Origin of the sequence: Staphylococcus americanisciuri, assembly GCF_024814435.1 — a bacterium.
GTDB lineage: Bacteria > Bacillota > Bacilli > Staphylococcales > Staphylococcaceae > Staphylococcus > Staphylococcus americanisciuri.
The window spans coordinates 72,859-88,479 of sequence record NZ_JANUXY010000006.1; the positions used below are offsets into that span (position 1 = coordinate 72,859).

Annotated in this window: 15 protein-coding genes and 1 riboswitch; of the genes, 11 read left to right on the top strand and 4 right to left on the bottom strand. The window is 40.0% G+C overall.

Features of this window, described 5'->3' with window-relative positions:
• Nucleotides 1-184 precede the first annotated feature (184 nt).
• Nucleotides 185-1,042, bottom strand: a complete 858-nt coding sequence (gene folD, locus NXS11_RS07185; protein ID WP_259200164.1) for a bifunctional methylenetetrahydrofolate dehydrogenase/methenyltetrahydrofolate cyclohydrolase FolD — start codon at nt 1,040-1,042, stop codon at nt 185-187.
• A 211-nt stretch (nt 1,043-1,253) separates the two neighbouring features.
• Between folD and purE the strand changes: the two genes are divergently transcribed.
• Genes purE through purD form a run of 11 tightly spaced genes read left to right on the top strand, consistent with a single transcriptional unit; the run spans nt 1,254 to nt 12,427 of the window.
• Nucleotides 1,254-1,736, top strand: coding sequence for a 5-(carboxyamino)imidazole ribonucleotide mutase (purE, locus tag NXS11_RS07190; RefSeq protein ID WP_259200166.1), 483 nt, complete (start codon nt 1,254-1,256; stop codon nt 1,734-1,736).
• Complete coding sequence (gene purK / locus NXS11_RS07195; protein ID WP_259200167.1) at nt 1,723-2,850, top strand: 5-(carboxyamino)imidazole ribonucleotide synthase; 1,128 nt, start codon at nt 1,723-1,725, stop codon at nt 2,848-2,850. The genes purE and purK overlap by 14 nt, the downstream gene beginning before the upstream one ends.
• Before the next feature lies 1 nt (nt 2,851).
• Entirely contained in the window at nt 2,852-3,553 is a 702-nt protein-coding gene (gene purC, locus NXS11_RS07200) for a phosphoribosylaminoimidazolesuccinocarboxamide synthase (protein ID WP_259200168.1), read from the top strand.
• 3 nt (nt 3,554-3,556) lie between these two features.
• Entirely contained in the window at nt 3,557-3,817 is a 261-nt protein-coding gene (purS, locus tag NXS11_RS07205; protein ID WP_259200170.1) for a phosphoribosylformylglycinamidine synthase subunit PurS, read from the top strand.
• 1 nt (nt 3,818) lies between these two features.
• On the top strand, nt 3,819-4,490 hold the full coding sequence (purQ, locus tag NXS11_RS07210) for a phosphoribosylformylglycinamidine synthase subunit PurQ (RefSeq protein WP_259200171.1): 672 nt from the start codon (nt 3,819-3,821) through the stop codon (nt 4,488-4,490).
• A complete protein-coding gene (gene purL, locus NXS11_RS07215; protein WP_259200173.1) occupies nt 4,483-6,672 on the top strand; it encodes a phosphoribosylformylglycinamidine synthase subunit PurL in 2,190 nt (729 codons plus the stop codon). Before purQ ends, purL begins: the two co-directional genes overlap by 8 nt.
• Complete coding sequence (purF, locus tag NXS11_RS07220) at nt 6,651-8,072, top strand: amidophosphoribosyltransferase (protein ID WP_259200175.1); 1,422 nt, start codon at nt 6,651-6,653, stop codon at nt 8,070-8,072. The genes purL and purF overlap by 22 nt, the downstream gene beginning before the upstream one ends.
• Before the next feature lie 3 nt (nt 8,073-8,075).
• Nucleotides 8,076-9,104 (top strand): phosphoribosylformylglycinamidine cyclo-ligase, encoded by a 1,029-nt coding sequence (gene purM, locus NXS11_RS07225; RefSeq protein WP_259200176.1) that lies wholly within the window; start codon nt 8,076-8,078, stop codon nt 9,102-9,104.
• 2 nt (nt 9,105-9,106) lie between these two features.
• A complete protein-coding gene (purN, locus tag NXS11_RS07230) occupies nt 9,107-9,673 on the top strand; it encodes a phosphoribosylglycinamide formyltransferase (protein ID WP_259200177.1) in 567 nt (188 codons plus the stop codon).
• A gap of 15 nt (nt 9,674-9,688) precedes the next feature.
• Nucleotides 9,689-11,167 carry a bifunctional phosphoribosylaminoimidazolecarboxamide formyltransferase/IMP cyclohydrolase gene (purH, locus tag NXS11_RS07235; protein WP_259200180.1) on the top strand — a complete coding sequence of 493 codons (1,479 nt, stop codon included), beginning with the start codon at nt 9,689-9,691 and terminating at the stop codon, nt 11,165-11,167.
• 18 nt (nt 11,168-11,185) lie between these two features.
• Nucleotides 11,186-12,427 carry a phosphoribosylamine--glycine ligase gene (gene purD / locus NXS11_RS07240; RefSeq protein ID WP_259200182.1) on the top strand — a complete coding sequence of 414 codons (1,242 nt, stop codon included), beginning with the start codon at nt 11,186-11,188 and terminating at the stop codon, nt 12,425-12,427.
• A gap of 124 nt (nt 12,428-12,551) precedes the next feature.
• Here purD and NXS11_RS07245 read toward each other — a convergent pair whose 3' ends face one another.
• From NXS11_RS07245 to NXS11_RS07255, 3 genes are read right to left on the bottom strand one after another with little or no spacing between them, the layout of a single operon-like run.
• Complete coding sequence (locus NXS11_RS07245; protein ID WP_259200184.1) at nt 12,552-13,343, bottom strand: energy-coupling factor transporter transmembrane component T family protein; 792 nt, start codon at nt 13,341-13,343, stop codon at nt 12,552-12,554.
• The gene (locus NXS11_RS07250) at nt 13,336-14,742 is read right to left on the bottom strand and encodes an ABC transporter ATP-binding protein (RefSeq protein ID WP_259200186.1); all 1,407 of its coding nucleotides are present in this window, start codon (nt 14,740-14,742) and stop codon (nt 13,336-13,338) included. Before NXS11_RS07250 ends, NXS11_RS07245 begins: the two co-directional genes overlap by 8 nt.
• Nucleotides 14,743-14,756: 14 nt before the next feature.
• Nucleotides 14,757-15,332, bottom strand: a complete 576-nt coding sequence (locus tag NXS11_RS07255) for an ECF transporter S component (protein WP_259200188.1) — start codon at nt 15,330-15,332, stop codon at nt 14,757-14,759.
• A 131-nt stretch (nt 15,333-15,463) separates the two neighbouring features.
• Nucleotides 15,464-15,563: riboswitch (TPP riboswitch) on the bottom strand.
• Nucleotides 15,564-15,621 lie beyond the last annotated feature (58 nt).

The window sequence follows — 15,621 nt, forward strand, 5'->3', positions numbered from 1 at the left end:
TCGATTCTATAACCATGCAAATCCATTATTCGTTTATTCGTTCAACAATTAATACCCCCAGTTTAGCAAAGGGGGTATTAAAGAGATTAATAATAAAATTAAGCTGATCAAACGAACAGGGATATAGAAATCTTTAAAAAATGAGCAATCTATATCATTCCCAGTTGTCATACTTTAATGTGAATTATTCTAATCCACGGCGCATTTTTTCAGCAATTAATGTGTTGTTGAGTACCATTGTAATTGTCATTGGTCCCACACCGCCAGGAACAGGTGTAATGGCACCGGCAATTTCTTTAACTGCTTCGTAATCGACGTCACCTTTTAATTTACCGTTCTCATCTGGGGTATTCCCAACATCAATGACAACAGCGCCTTCTTTCACATCATCTTTTGTTACCATACCTGGGCGTCCAACAGCACTGACGATGACATCCGCATTTATCAAGTGGTCATGGATATTTTGACTGCGTGAGTGCAACACGGTCACTGTTGCATTTTGCTGTGTTAATAGTTTGGCAACAGGTTGTCCAACAATATGACTGCGCCCAATGACTACTGCATTTTTTCCTTCTAGATTGATTTCAGCGTGTTTTAAGAGCTCCATAACGCCAAGTGGTGTACAAGGGATAAGTTTTGCTTCGTCTAAATACAGACGTCCAATATTGATTGGATGGAAGCCGTCTACATCCTTTGCTGGATCGATGGCATCTAATACCTTTTGTTCGTTGACTTGTTTTGGTAGAGGTACTTGAACCAAAATACCACTGACACTTTCATCGTTGTTTAAACGGTCTAATTCTTTTAATACTTCTTCTTCAGACGTTGATTCATCTAGGTGAATGACTTCTGAAATCATGCCAATTTTCTCTGCTGCTTTTTTCTTAGAACGGACGTAACTTTGACTTGCGCCATCATTACCGACTAAAATTACAGACAATTTCGGTGTAAACCCTTTTTCTTTTAAAGCTTCAACCTCATCTTGTAGTCCTTGGCGATAATCTTTCGCAATTTGTTTCCCATCTAAAATTTTTGTACTCATGACAAAAAAAGCCTCCTTTGAATAATTCGAACTTTATAACTCTATTTTAGCGTTTTGTCGCTAAATAAACGAACAAAACACGAAATATGTTTCATAAATTATATATAAAGTTCGATTTTTGCATTGAAAAAAGCATCTACTATTGTTATGCTATACCTGTAATATACAACTAATACGATTGATATTTCAAATTTTTGAAAGGGTGTTCATATTGAAAGTAGCTGTCATAATGGGAAGTTCTTCAGATTGGCATATTATGAAAGAAGCCTGTGCCATGTTAGATGCGTTTAAGATTCCATACGATAAGCAAGTCGTTTCTGCTCATCGTACACCACATATGATGGTGGACTTTGCGACGCGTGCACGTGACAATGGCTATTCGGCTATAATTGCTGGTGCAGGAGGGGCTGCGCATTTACCAGGAATGGTGGCATCTATGACAACATTGCCGGTCATCGGTGTACCTATTGAGTCCAAAAGTCTAAAAGGGCTTGACTCATTGTTATCAATTGTTCAAATGCCAGGTGGTATACCAGTTGCAACAACTGCAATTGGCAAAGCAGGTGCTAAAAATGCTGGAATACTTGCTGCACGTATGATTGGAATGACAGATCAAGATGTACAACAGCAATTGAAAGCATATGAAGTGTCATTAGTAGAGAAAGTTGAGGAGATGCAAGATGACTTACGCTAAGTTACGTATCGGTCAGACGATTGGTATTATCGGTGGCGGACAACTTGGCAAGATGATGGCGCAATCCGCACAAAAGATGGGTTATCGCGTCATTGTTCTCGATCCAGATGAAACATGTCCATGTCAATATGTTGCACATGAATTTATTCACGCAGCATATGATGATATGGAAGCTTTAAATCAACTTGGTAAGCAAACAGATGTAATCACTTATGAGTTTGAAAATATTGATGCACAACAGTTGAAATTATTGACGGAAGCATACAATGTTCCTCAAGGAGACCAAGCGATTACATTGCTTCAAGACCGTTTGACAGAAAAAGAAACGCTTCAACAAGCGGGGGTGCAAGTCGTACCATTTCAACAAGTATCTACCGTTGAACAACTTGATGACGTCATTCAGAACTTAGGTTATCCATTTATGTTGAAAACAAGGTACGGTGGTTATGATGGTAAAGGACAAATACTCGTGCAATCTCAGCAAGATTTGGAGGAAGCACGATCACTTGTAACCGTACAAGAATGTGTAGCAGAACAGTTTTTAACATTGGAACGTGAAGTGTCATTAACTGCGACTGTTGGTCAAAATGGACAGCTCGTGTATTTTCCACTTCAAGAGAATGAACACCGAGACCAAATACTTTTTAAAACTGTCGTACCTGCACGTGTTGATCGAACAACAGCTGCGAGACAAGAAGTACAGAAGATTACGCAAGCGATTCATTTTATCGGAACATTCACGGTTGAGTTTTTTATCGATCAGTCAGGTGAATTGTATGTCAATGAGATTGCCCCAAGACCTCACAACTCCGGACACTATTCAATTGAGGCATGTGACTATTCACAATTTGATACGCATATCTTAGCAGTGGCAGGACATGATTTACCGTCTAAGATTACGCTATTAAAGCCTGCTGTAATGATGAATCTACTCGGCAAAGATTTAGACTTATTAGAAGATAAGTTTAGTAAACATCCTGAATGGCATGTGCATATATATGGCAAAGAGGTACGCAAACCTGCGCGTAAGATGGGACATATGACATTATTAACAGAAGATATTAACGAAACGGAACAAGCAATGGTGGCATTATTTGAAGGGAGAGACATTTAAGATGAGTCTTTTATATGAAGGCAAAGCGAAACGTATTTATGATACGGATGAAGAAGGTATTGTACGCATTGAATACAAAGATGAAGTAACTGCTGGAAATGGTGCAAAAAAAGATAAAATGGCTGGTAAAGGTCGCCTCAATAACCAAATTACAGCACGAATCTTTGATATTTTACATGAACAAGGTGTAGCAAGTCACTTTGTACGCCAACTTTCAGAAACAGAACAACTTGTTAAAACTGTCGATATTATTCCTCTAGAAGTCGTTGTGCGTAACATTGCAGCAGGCTCTATTACGAAACGACTCGGCTTTGAGAAAGGGCATCAGTTTGATCAGCCGCTTGTCGAGTTCTTCTACAAAAACGACGACTTGAATGACCCACTTATTACAGACGACCACATCCAACTTTTACACATTGCAACGGCAGATGAAATTCAACAATTGAAAAAGCAAGCATTACAAGTGAATACGGCATTGGTTCAATTGATGGATCGAATGGGCTTAGCGCTTGTCGATTTTAAAATTGAATTCGGTAAAGATGCGACGGGCACTATTTTATTAGCAGATGAGATTTCACCTGATACATGTCGTATTTGGGATAAAGAAACTCAAGAAAACTTTGACAAAGATGTTTACCGTGAAGATACAGGTTCATTGATTGAAGCATATCAAGCATTTTTAACAAAACTGGAGGCACTATAAATTATGAAAACAATTGAATTACACATCACATTACAACCACAAGTATTGGATACACAAGGACAGGCATTAACGCGTGCAGTGCATGATTTAGGGTATGAGCAAGTAAATGATATTCGTGTAGGTAAAGTATTATACATGACAGTAGATGAAGCGACAGACGAAGCAGTGCACAATGTTGTTACAACGTTAAGTGAGAAATTGTTTGCAAATACAGTTATTGAAGAATATAGCTATCATGTTTTGGATGAAAAGGAGAATGGATAATATGAAATTCGCTGTCCTAAGATTCCCGGGATCGAACTGCGATAGAGATATGTTTAACGCAGCAATCAAAGCGGGAGTACAAGCAGAATATGTTGATTATCGTGAGACGTCTTTAGCTGGATTTGACGGTGTTTTAATTCCAGGTGGCTTTTCATTTGGTGACTACTTACGTTCAGGTGCTGTTGCAGCCGTTGCTCCAATCATCAATGAAGTGAAGCGTTTGGCAAATGAAGGCAAACCTGTACTAGGTGTTTGTAATGGCTTCCAAATTTTAACAGAAATTGGTTTGTTGCCAGGTGCACTTTTGCATAATAACTCACATCTTTTTGTAAGTCGCAATGAATCGTTGACAATCGTTAACAATGAAACACCATTTACACAACTATATGACAAGGGTGAGACGGTTGTTTATCCGGTGGCACATGGTGAAGGTCATTATTATTGTACGGACGAAATCTATGATGCCCTTGTGAAAAACAATCAAATTATATTGAAATATCAAGATAATCCTAATGGTTCACATGACGATATTGCGGGCATTGTCAATGAACAGGGTAATGTGTGTGGTATGATGCCGCATCCAGAACGTGCTTTGGAACAAATATTAGGAACAGATAGTGGCGTGAAGTTATTTGAATCTATGGTGAAAAGTTGGAGGGAACAAAATGCCTAAATTTTTAGAGCCAACTGCTGAAGAAATTAAAGCAGGTAAACTATATCGTGATATGGGACTAAGCGATGCAGAGTTTGACAAAGTAGAAGAGATTTTAGGTAGAGAACCAAATTACACAGAAACAGGTATTTTCTCTGTAATGTGGAGTGAGCATTGCTCTTATAAACATTCAAAGCCATTTTTGAAACAATTTCCAACGACAGGTGAACATGTTTTAATGGGACCTGGTGAAGGGGCAGGTGTTGTGGATATTGGCGACAATCAAGCTGTAGTCTTCAAAGTAGAGTCGCACAACCACCCTTCAGCGATTGAACCTTATCAAGGCGCTGCGACAGGTGTAGGCGGTATTATTCGTGACATCGTCTCTATTGGAGCACGTCCAATTAACTTGTTGAATAGTTTGCGCTTCGGTGAGCTAACTGAGAAAACGAATCGTCGCTTATTGCGTGGTGTCGTTGCAGGTATTGGTGGTTATGGTAACTGTATCGGTATTCCTACAACTGCGGGAGAAATTGAATTTGACGATCGTTATGATGGCAATCCTTTAGTTAATGCAATGTGCGTCGGTGTGATTGATCATGACATGATTCAAAAAGGTCTAGCGCAAGGAGTAGGTAACTCAGTTATTTATGTAGGGCTTAAAACAGGTCGTGACGGTATCCATGGTGCAACATTTGCCTCTGAGGAATTAACAGAGGAAAGCGAAAGTAAACGTCCATCTGTACAAATCGGTGATCCTTTCGTCGGTAAAAAGTTAATGGAAGCAACACTTGAAGCGATTACGTATGACGAACTTGTCGGTATTCAAGATATGGGTGCTGCTGGTTTAACATCTTCATCATCAGAAATGGCAGCTAAAGGTGGTAGTGGCATTCATTTACAACTTGAAAAAGTACCAGTGCGTGAACAAGGCATTTCTCCTTATGAAATGATGCTATCAGAAACGCAAGAGCGCATGTTATTAGTTGTTAAAAAAGGAACAGAACAGAAGTTTTTAGATTTATTCGATAAACATGAATTGGATAGTGCGGTTATTGGAGAAGTAACAGATACAGATCGCTTTGTCTTAACGTATGAAGGAGAAGTCTTTGCAGATATTCCTGTCAAACCATTAGACCACGAGGCACCTGTATACGTACTTGAAGGGGAAAGTTTGAAGCACGATAAACCAGCAAACAATTATGACGATATTGATGTTGAAGATGTGTTTGATCGTTTGTTAACACATCCAACGATTGCTTCAAAACGCTACTTATATAGCCAATACGATCAACAAGTCGGTGCGAATACGGTTGTCAAACCAGGTCTGCAAGCATCAGTCGTTCGTGTTGAAGGCACGAATAAAGCAGTTGCGTCAACAATTGATGGTGAGGCACGATACGTATTTAACGACCCATATGAAGGGGGAAAAATGGTTGTTGCAGAAGCATATCGCAACTTAATCGCAGTGGGGGCAAAACCACTTGCTATGACGGATTGCTTGAACTATGGCTCTCCTGAGAAGAAACACATCTATCAACAGTTAATCGATTCAACACGTGGTATGGCTGAAGCGTGTGAGGTTCTTGAAACACCGGTTGTCTCAGGGAACGTATCGCTTTACAACGAAACACGTACATCTTCAATCTTCCCAACGCCAGTTGTCGGAATGGTTGGTTTAATTGAAGATATCGATTATCTGCGTGATTTCACACCAACAGCTGGCGATAAGTTGTATGTAGTAGGTGAAACAACAGATAGCTTTGGCGGTAGCCAGATTGAGAAGCTGTTATATGGTGATGTGAACCATGAAACGGAAAAAGTAGACTTGTCACAAGAAGCAACTAAAGGAGAAGCAATTCGTCAAGCAGTTCGAGAGGGTGTATTGTCACACGTTCAAACTGTTGGTAAAGGTGGTTTGTTAATCACACTTGCACGTATGAGTGCTTTTTATAACTTAGGTTTGGATGCTAAAGTTGATGTAACCAATGCACAGTTATTTAGTGAAACGCAAGGTCGTTATGTTGTCGCTGTGAAGGAAGGTCAAACATTAACATTAGATAACGCTGTCGAAATTGGTACATTCACAGCAACAGATGAATTCAAAGTAACTGCTCAAGACACAACTATTCAACGTCGTACATCTGATTTGAAAGTAGCGTGGGAAGGGGCAATTGAAGCATGTATGACATCCGTGGATTAAATGAAGAGTGTGGTGTGTTTGGCATATGGAATCATCCCTATGCCGCACACTTAACATACTTGGCATTGCACAGTTTACAACATCGTGGTCAAGAAGGTGCGGGTATCGTATGTTCAAACGGTAAACAACTTTTTGGCGCACGTGGTATGGGGTTGTTAACTGAAGCGATTTCTGATGAACAATTGAAGTCATTAGAAGGCTATCAAAGTGCGATTGGTCATGTACGTTATGCAACGACAGGAGCTAGTGAAATTTCCAATGTGCAACCATTTCTTTTCAAGCATTCTAAAGGGGATTTAGGATTGGCGCATAATGGTAACTTAACCAATGCGCACCAAATTCGCCGTGCTATCGAATCAGAAGGTGGTATTTTCCAAACGACAAGTGATTCGGAAGTGCTAGCACATTTGCTTATTAAAGGAAAAGCGAAGAGTATCAAAGCGAATCAAAAAGCGGCGTTAAACCAAGTGAAAGGGGCTTTCAGTTGTGTCATCTTGAATGAACGACAACTGACAGCAACACGTGATAACTGTGGTGTGCGTCCACTTATGCTAGGTAAAGTAGATGGTGCATATTGTGTGGCAAGTGAAACATGTGCATTTACGGCAATTGGTGCAGAATACATTCGTGATATTGAGCCAGGAGAATTGATTACGTTCTCTGGTGATAATGATGTGGAGTATGATACTTATACACCAGATATTCGTCAACATATGTGTGCGATGGAATACATTTACTTTGCACGTCCGGATTCCGAGTTCCAGAAACACTCAATTTATCAAATTCGTAAAGCATTAGGGTGTCAATTGGCAAAAGAAATGGGTGTCGATGCGGATATCGTAATTGGTGTACCGGATTCTTCATTGCAAGCAGCAAAAGGTTTTTCTGAACAGACGGGTATTCCAAATGAACAAGGCCTATTAAAAAATCGTTATATTGGCCGAACATTCATCACGCCAGATCAAAGTGTGAGAGAGCGACAAGTACGCATGAAACATTCGCCAATTCGTGATGTTGTTGAAGGAAAGCGTGTTGTTGTTATTGATGATTCCATCGTACGCGGTACAACAAGTAAATACATCGTCAAAGCATTAAAATCAGCAGGTGCTCGAGAAGTACATATGGGTATCTCATCACCACCATTGAAAAATCCATGTTATTACGGTATTGATGTCTCAACCCATGCTGAATTGATGGCTGCACAGCACAGTGTTGAGACGATTCGAGAGATGATTGGTGCAGATACTTTAACGTACTTGTCTGTAGAAGGTATGCACGATGTATTTAAAGCATACGGTTCAAAAGGAGAATGTAACGCTTGCTTCACAGGACATTATCCAATCGAAATTGTTGATCATTTATTACCAGAAGTCAAAGAGATGAAAAGAAGAGGAGTGTAGGCAATGGCTGAGTCATATAAACAAGCAGGTGTTGATATCGAAGCGGGGTATGAAGCTGTAAAACAAATGTCGCGCCATGTTGAACGCACAATGCGTAAAGAAGTATTAGGCGGACTAGGTGGATTCGGTGCGACTTTTGATTTATCTCAACTTAATATGACGGCACCTGTTCTTGTATCAGGAACAGATGGCGTTGGAACTAAGTTAAAGCTTGCGATTGATCATGATAAACATGACACAATTGGTATTGATGCAGTTGCGATGTGTGTGAATGATATTTTGACAACGGGTGCAGAGCCCCTTTACTTCTTGGATTACATCGCAACGAACAAAGTAGTGCCAGAAGTCATCGCACAAATTGTCAAAGGTATTAGTGATGGCTGTGTCGAAACGAATACAGCGCTCATCGGTGGCGAAACAGCTGAAATGGGTGAGATGTATCATGAAGGTGAGTATGATGTAGCTGGCTTTGCAGTAGGTGCTGTTGAAAAAGCAGATTATATTGACGGGTCAGATGTTGAAGCAGGAGATGTAGTGATTGGTTTGGCATCTCATGGTATTCACTCGAACGGTTTCAGCCTTGTACGTCGACTGATTCAACAGTCAGGTATTGATGTACATGAGCAATTTGAGGGAGACAAGACGTATTTAGAGACATTTTTAACGCCAACAGCACTGTATGTGAAACCGGTGTTAGCGGTTAAGGAACAAGTAAAGATTAAGGCGATGACACATATCACTGGTGGTGGTTTCTATGAAAATATTCCACGTGCACTGCCAGAAGGTAAAACAGCAGTGATTGATACAAATGCATTTCCAACACCTAAAGTTTTTGATTGGCTTCAAGAAACAGGTCAAATTGATTTAGATGAAATGTATCATATTTTTAATATGGGTATCGGTTATACGCTAGTCGTACGCCCTGAAGATGAAGCACGCACACACGAAATATTAAAAACGATGAATGTAGATGCCTATACAATTGGTTCAATCACCGAAGAAGCAGCTGCTATTCGTTTAGTGGAGGCGTAATCGTGGTTAAAATAGCAATTTTTGCATCGGGTTCAGGAACGAACTTTGACAATATTATGCGTCGTATTGCTAAAGGTGAATTGGCGCATATTGAAGTAACAGCACTGTATACGGATCAACCGACTGCACCATGTGTCACATTAGGACATGAACACCATATCACTGTTCACACATTTACACCTAAATCATATCACAGTAAAGAAGCGTATGAATTGGATGTGTTAGCTAAGCTACAAGATGAACAGGTTGAATGGATTGTCCTTGCTGGATACATGCGCTTAATTGGTCAGACTTTATTGGATGCATATGAAGGGAAGATATTGAATATTCATCCATCACTCTTACCAAAATATAAAGGTATCGATGCAGTTGGACAGGCGTTAAACAATGGGGAGAATGAAACAGGATCAACGGTACACTATGTTGATGCTGGTATGGACACTGGACAGATAATCGCGCAGCGCACATGTCCAATCTATCAAGATGACACAAAAGCAACACTAGAAAATCGTATAAAAGCACTAGAGTATGAACTGTATCCAGAAGTGATTCAAGAGATTATTCAATAAGGAGTTTGAAGTAGGATGAAAAAAGCAATCTTAAGTGTTTCTGATAAAACAGGCATTGCAACTTTTGCCAAAAATTTAGTTGCAGCCGGGTACGCGTTATATTCAACGGGAGGCACATTCCGCGCAATTGAAGAAGCGGGGGTTCCTGTCGCGTCGGTTTCTGAGTTAACTCAGTTCGATGAGATTATGGATGGTCGTGTTAAAACTTTGCATCCTGCAGTCCATGGAGGTATATTGGCAGACCGTGACAAACCAGAACACCTTGAACAGTTGGCAGCTCAAAATATCGACTTGATTGATATGGTTGTTGTAAATTTATATCCATTTCAAGAAACCGTAAAGAAAGCAGATGTCACAGAGATGGATGCGATTGAAAATATTGATATTGGTGGACCTACTATGTTACGCGCAGCGGCGAAAAACTTCAAACATGTTGTAACAATTGTTGATCCAGCTGATTATGATCATGTGATTACAAGATTGCAACAGAATACACTAGATGAAGCATATCGCAAAGCATTAATGGTCAAAGTATTCCAACATACATTTGAATATGATCAAGCGATTACGAACTATTTCAGTGACAATCAAGAAACACTACGTTATGGCGAAAATCCTCAACAAGCAGCGTCATTTATACGCACATCACATGCACCGAATACACTTGCAGGAGCTAAACAACATCATGGTAAGCAATTGAGCTTTAATAATATTAAGGATGCCGATGCAGCTTTAGCCCTTGTGAAACAGTTCGATGTGCCTGCAGCGGTTGCAGTAAAACATATGAACCCTTGTGGTGTCGGAATTGGTGATACGATACAAGCAGCTTATTTAAATGCTTACGAAGCTGATAGCCAGTCTATTTTTGGTGGTATCGTAGCATTGAACCGTCCTGTGACAAAAGCATTGGCAGAAGACTTGCATAGTATTTTCTTAGAAGTGATTATTGCACCGATGTTTGAAGCAGAAGCATTGGAAGTCTTACAACAAAAGAAAAATATACGTCTGTTGGAAGTTGAGATGTCTCGTGATACGGATGAGCAGGAGTTTGTTTCGGTTTCTGGCGGTTACCTTGTGCAAGATAAAGATACGTTTGATGTTCCAAAAGATGAAATGAAAGTCGTGACTGATGTTGCACCGACTGATGCACAATGGGAAGCGTTGCTTTTAGGTTGGAAAGTAGTTAAAGCAGTTAAAAGTAATGCGATTGTATTAGCGAATCAAAAACAAACGGTTGGTGTAGGTGCTGGTCAAATGAATCGTGTAGGTTCTGCTGAAATTGCGATCGAACGTGCCATTGAGATGAATGATAACGTTGTGCTTGCATCAGATGGCTTTTTCCCTATGGATGATACGGTCGAAACGGCGGCTAAAGCAGGCATTAAAGCAATTATTCAACCAGGTGGTTCTATTAAAGACCAAGATTCAATTGATATGGCGAACAAATATGGCATTGCAATGGTGACAACAGGCATGCGTCACTTTAAACACTAACAGAGGGAGAGAAAAGAGATGAATGTATTAGTAATTGGAGGCGGTGGACGTGAACACGTCCTCGCTAGTAAGCTCCATGACTCATCACTTGTTGAACGTGTCTATGTAATCCCAGGCAATGATGCGATGAAACACGTTGCTGAAATCCATCCAGAAATCGCTGAAGCAGACCATGCGCAAATTATCGATTTTGCGAAGAAGCAGGGCGTAGAATGGACAGTAATAGGACCTGAACAGCCACTGACAGAAGGTTTAGCAGATCAGTTGCGTGAAGAAGGCATTAAAGTTTTTGGTCCAAGTAAAGCAGCCGCGCAAATTGAAGGTTCTAAAGCATTTGCTAAACAATTGATGGCGAAGTACCATATTCCAACAGCAGATTATCAAGAAATCAATACAAAAGATGCTGCATTGGCTTATGTAGAACATTGTGAGTTGCCAGTTGTGTTAAAAAAAGACGGTTTGGCAGCTGGCAAAGGGGTTATTATTGCCGAAACACGAGAAGAAGCAAAAGAAGCGGTTGAGGTGCTTTACCCTGAGCAACACAGTAAAGTAGTATTTGAGCAATTTTTGCAAGGGGAAGAGTTCTCTTTGATGACATTTGTGAATGGTGATTATGCAGTACCATTTGATACGATAGCGCAAGACCATAAGCGCGCATATGATCGTGATCAAGGGCCTAATACAGGTGGCATGGGCGCATATTGTCCAGTACCACATATTGGACAAGAAGTACTTGATGCAACGAATGAACGCATTGCACAACCAATTGCAAAGGCACTTCAACAAGAAGGATATGATTTCTTTGGCTTATTATATATCGGGGCTATTTTGACAGATGAAGGTCCAAAAGTCATCGAGTTCAACGCACGTTTCGGTGATCCAGAGGCACAAGTGTTACTCACTCGTATGGAAAGTGACTTGATGGCACATATATTACAATTAGAAGCGCGTGAACCCATTGAAATGAAATGGAAAGATGAAGCAGTTGTAGGTGTCATGTTAGCGTCTAAAGGTTATCCAGCTAATTATGAAAAAGGGTATCGTGTGACTGGATTTGAATCTGACCGTGAACATTATTACGTGAGTGGATTGAAGCTTGAGGGAGACCATTATGTGAATACAGGTGGTCGTGTCATCCTTGCGATTGGTGAAGGACAAACCATTGCAGAAGCTCAACAAGCAGCATATCAGCGTGTTGAGGCAATACAAAGTGATAATCTCTTCTATCGCAAAGACATTGCATACAAAGCATTAAAATAAAGAAGAACCTGGAGATGGTAAATTTCCAGGTTCTTTCTTATTTGGATAAACGGGAAAATGATAGAACGATATATTGCCTTTTCATATCATCGAGATCATGAAAACGCAAAGCTATTACTATGTGTTAGCGTGCATCGAGAATACCAGTAATCGGTAAATAATGTGCGCACATAAATGCAATGATAATTAATACAATCATCAAGACAAGCAATAGCGGATCGCGATAGCTAAATGGCACATGATAATAATAAGTTCTTTCACCATCATGAAAGCCTTTTTTCTCCATTGCGACAGAGAGGCGATGGGCTTTGCGTATATTCTGGCTGAGCAGTGGAATTAACAGATGTTTCAGTCGCTTGATACCACTATAATTTTTGTTGCTGATCATTTGATAACGCATTTTAAGGGCATTGCGCAACTGGAAGACGGATTCAATCATTAGTGGAATCATGCGAAAAGCCGCCATAAACGCATAAGCAATTTTAGGTTTGACTTTAAGATGTTGCATCAAACTATAAAAAATCATGATAACTTGAGACGTAAAGGCAATTGCAATACCAAAATAACTGATGACCATAGTTCTCAAAGATAAATGTAATCCTCTTACAAGACTTTCAACACTAATACTAACGAAGCCGAACGTCAGTAAAACATGTTGACCATCTCCATAAAAAATCATAAAAAGGGAGGAGGTCAGCGCAAAGAATGTCGCCATGCTCACAAATGTTGCGACAACTTGCCATTTGGTTCCCGCTACACAAAGTAAGAATATGAGCATCAAGCAAGCAAGATACAGCATAAAATCAAAGTTATGGATAAAGATGATAAAGAAAAAGAGTGCAATACCGAGAAATAACTTAGTAATGATGTTCACATTATCCATAAATGTGCGCCGTGTTTTCCAAGCTTCAATCATGTTCTAACACCTCAACTTCGTGCAATACATCGTCCAGGATTTCAAAAAGTCTGGTAGGATAGCGTTCAATCATATGGGGATCATGTGTAATCATGACAATGGTTTGCCCTTTAGCAACCCGCTTCTGGAAGAGTTGTATTAATTTGAATGTATTGTGGCTATCCAAGCCAAATGTGGGCTCATCTAATAAGATAATATCTGCATTCGTACTCAAGGCAGTTGCGACACTAAGACGTCTCTTTTGACCCATCGATAGTTCAAAAGGGTGTTGTTTAGCAACGTGCGTGAGATCTAGTAATTCAAGCATCGCTCGCGTCTTCTCTGTTGCGTGGTCAGGATCCATATATTCGTAATTAACATAGATTTCATCGTAAACACTATTTTGTATAAACTGTAGTTCTGGGTTCTGATAGACGAGATACATATGACTGGCTGCATCGCGTACTTTCTTTAGTTTTTGTCCATTCCAGTGCATAGTGCCTTGATAAGGAATCAATTGCATCATAGACTCTAACAAAGTTGTTTTGCCTGTCCCATTTTTCCCTGTAATCATCAGCCATTCACCAGGATGTATTTCCAATGATGAGACACGATAGAGTTGTCGTTTGCCTCTTTGGATGACACCATTGTGGTAGTCGAATTGAAAGTCAGAATGTGCAGCGCTAACTTCATGCATTGATGTGGGGGCAGAGCGCCATGCATTTGGATGCCAGACACCATATTCTGTTAATGTATCTTCATAATGTGCCAAAATCATGTCTGGTGTTCCTTGTTGAATAATTTGACCTTGATGATTCATCAAGATAACACGATCAACATAATCCCAAACATGTGCCACTTTGTGTTCAACAATTAACACTGTTTGATCTGCCCATAAGTCTTTGAGTAAGTCCCATAAGTTTTGAGTGGCTTCGATATCTAACATAGCTGTCGGTTCATCTAAGAAGAGCGTATCTGTTTGCATTAATAATGTCCCCGCAATCGCTAACTTTTGCTTCATGCCACCACTCAATTGGTTGATAGCTTGTTGTGGGTTAACATCGAGATTGACTTTGTGCAACGCTTCAGCGATAAGACTGTCCATCTCCTCACGTGGTATCTGTTGATTTTCCAAAATAAAAGCGAGCTCTTCATTTACTTGTGGCATACAGAATTGCGAATCTGGATCTTGAAAAATAACACCTACATTGTGAGCAACTTCTAAAGCATCGTATTTCATTGGTAAGTCAATAAGATCCGGTACAATGCCACTCAATACATTTAATAAGGTACTTTTACCAGAGCCTGAAGGGCCGAGTAACAGGACTTTCTCTTTGTCATGAATCTCGATATCAAGTCCATCGAAAATTTTATGTGTTGTACTTGGATATTTTAAGCGCAAATTTTTGGCTTTTAGCACGATAAACTCTCTCCTTATAGTGCATCATAGTCATCTTTAGAAGCAGGGCGAAATAGCTTTGTGACACCTGTCTGATCAAGTGCTTTCACGAGGTAATATGGGAAGATACCCGCTAAAGCAGCACCACTAATAATACGGAATACGATGAGTAGTATTAAGTTCCATTGTGCGACTTCACTAAGGTAGCCATAATACCAATCGATAGGTAAACTGATTACCGCAGCAGCAATTCCAGCGAGTACTGCAACCATAAATGTACGTGAATGATAGCGGAAAAGTGCGAATACAAGTTCACAAGCAAGACCTTGAAGCAATGCATAGATAATCGTTGGGATGTCAAAACGGCCCATCATAATCGTTTCACCAGCACCAGCTGCGAATTCGGCAAGCAGTGCGATGCCCATTTTTGGAATGATTAAATAAGCAACAACTGCAGCAGAAAACCACACACCATACATTAATTGATCTAGTTGTAAGCCAAGTGGCTGAATCGTTTTCGTAACGACCCACCATAGATTATAAATCACTGCAAAGATAACAGACACAAGTACAGTGACGAGTATATCTGATAATGTTAATCCTTTTTTCATTACATAGAACCTCCTAAGAAATAAAAAACACACATCCCTAAACAAGAGATGTGCGTCATCATGTGAGATTATCTATAAGTACAACATGGGCAACGCAAAAAAGCGTGCTATTCATTGCCGCATATAACATTTATAAACAACGTACACTTTCCTCCGCTAGCATCATCTAGTTCAGGTTCAAAGGGTTCGAGGAATTTCCTCATCTCAGTTCTCACACCCCTAGTGCGTGCGTATTTAGTTACTACAACTCAATGTACACGTGTTAAAATAAAAAGTCAAGAGCCCATGA

Excerpts from the sequence above, each read along its gene's own strand:
- purL (WP_259200173.1), top strand. The coding sequence starts at position 4,483 with ATGCCTAAATTTTTAGAGCCAACTGCTGAAGAAATTAAAGCAGGTAAA.
- purQ (WP_259200171.1), top strand. The coding sequence starts at position 3,819 with ATGAAATTCGCTGTCCTAAGATTCCCGGGATCGAACTGCGATAGAGAT.
- NXS11_RS07255 (WP_259200188.1), bottom strand. The coding sequence starts at position 15,332 with ATGAAAAAAGGATTAACATTATCAGATATACTCGTCACTGTACTTGTG.
- purM (WP_259200176.1), top strand. The coding sequence starts at position 8,076 with ATGGCTGAGTCATATAAACAAGCAGGTGTTGATATCGAAGCGGGGTAT.
- NXS11_RS07245 (WP_259200184.1), bottom strand. The coding sequence starts at position 13,343 with ATGATTGAAGCTTGGAAAACACGGCGCACATTTATGGATAATGTGAAC.
- purF (WP_259200175.1), top strand. The coding sequence starts at position 6,651 with ATGTATGACATCCGTGGATTAAATGAAGAGTGTGGTGTGTTTGGCATA.
- purK (WP_259200167.1), top strand. The coding sequence starts at position 1,723 with ATGACTTACGCTAAGTTACGTATCGGTCAGACGATTGGTATTATCGGT.
- purD (WP_259200182.1), top strand. The coding sequence starts at position 11,186 with ATGAATGTATTAGTAATTGGAGGCGGTGGACGTGAACACGTCCTCGCT.
- purH (WP_259200180.1), top strand. The coding sequence starts at position 9,689 with ATGAAAAAAGCAATCTTAAGTGTTTCTGATAAAACAGGCATTGCAACT.
- purC (WP_259200168.1), top strand. The coding sequence starts at position 2,852 with ATGAGTCTTTTATATGAAGGCAAAGCGAAACGTATTTATGATACGGAT.
- folD (WP_259200164.1), bottom strand. The coding sequence starts at position 1,042 with ATGAGTACAAAAATTTTAGATGGGAAACAAATTGCGAAAGATTATCGC.
- purS (WP_259200170.1), top strand. The coding sequence starts at position 3,557 with ATGAAAACAATTGAATTACACATCACATTACAACCACAAGTATTGGAT.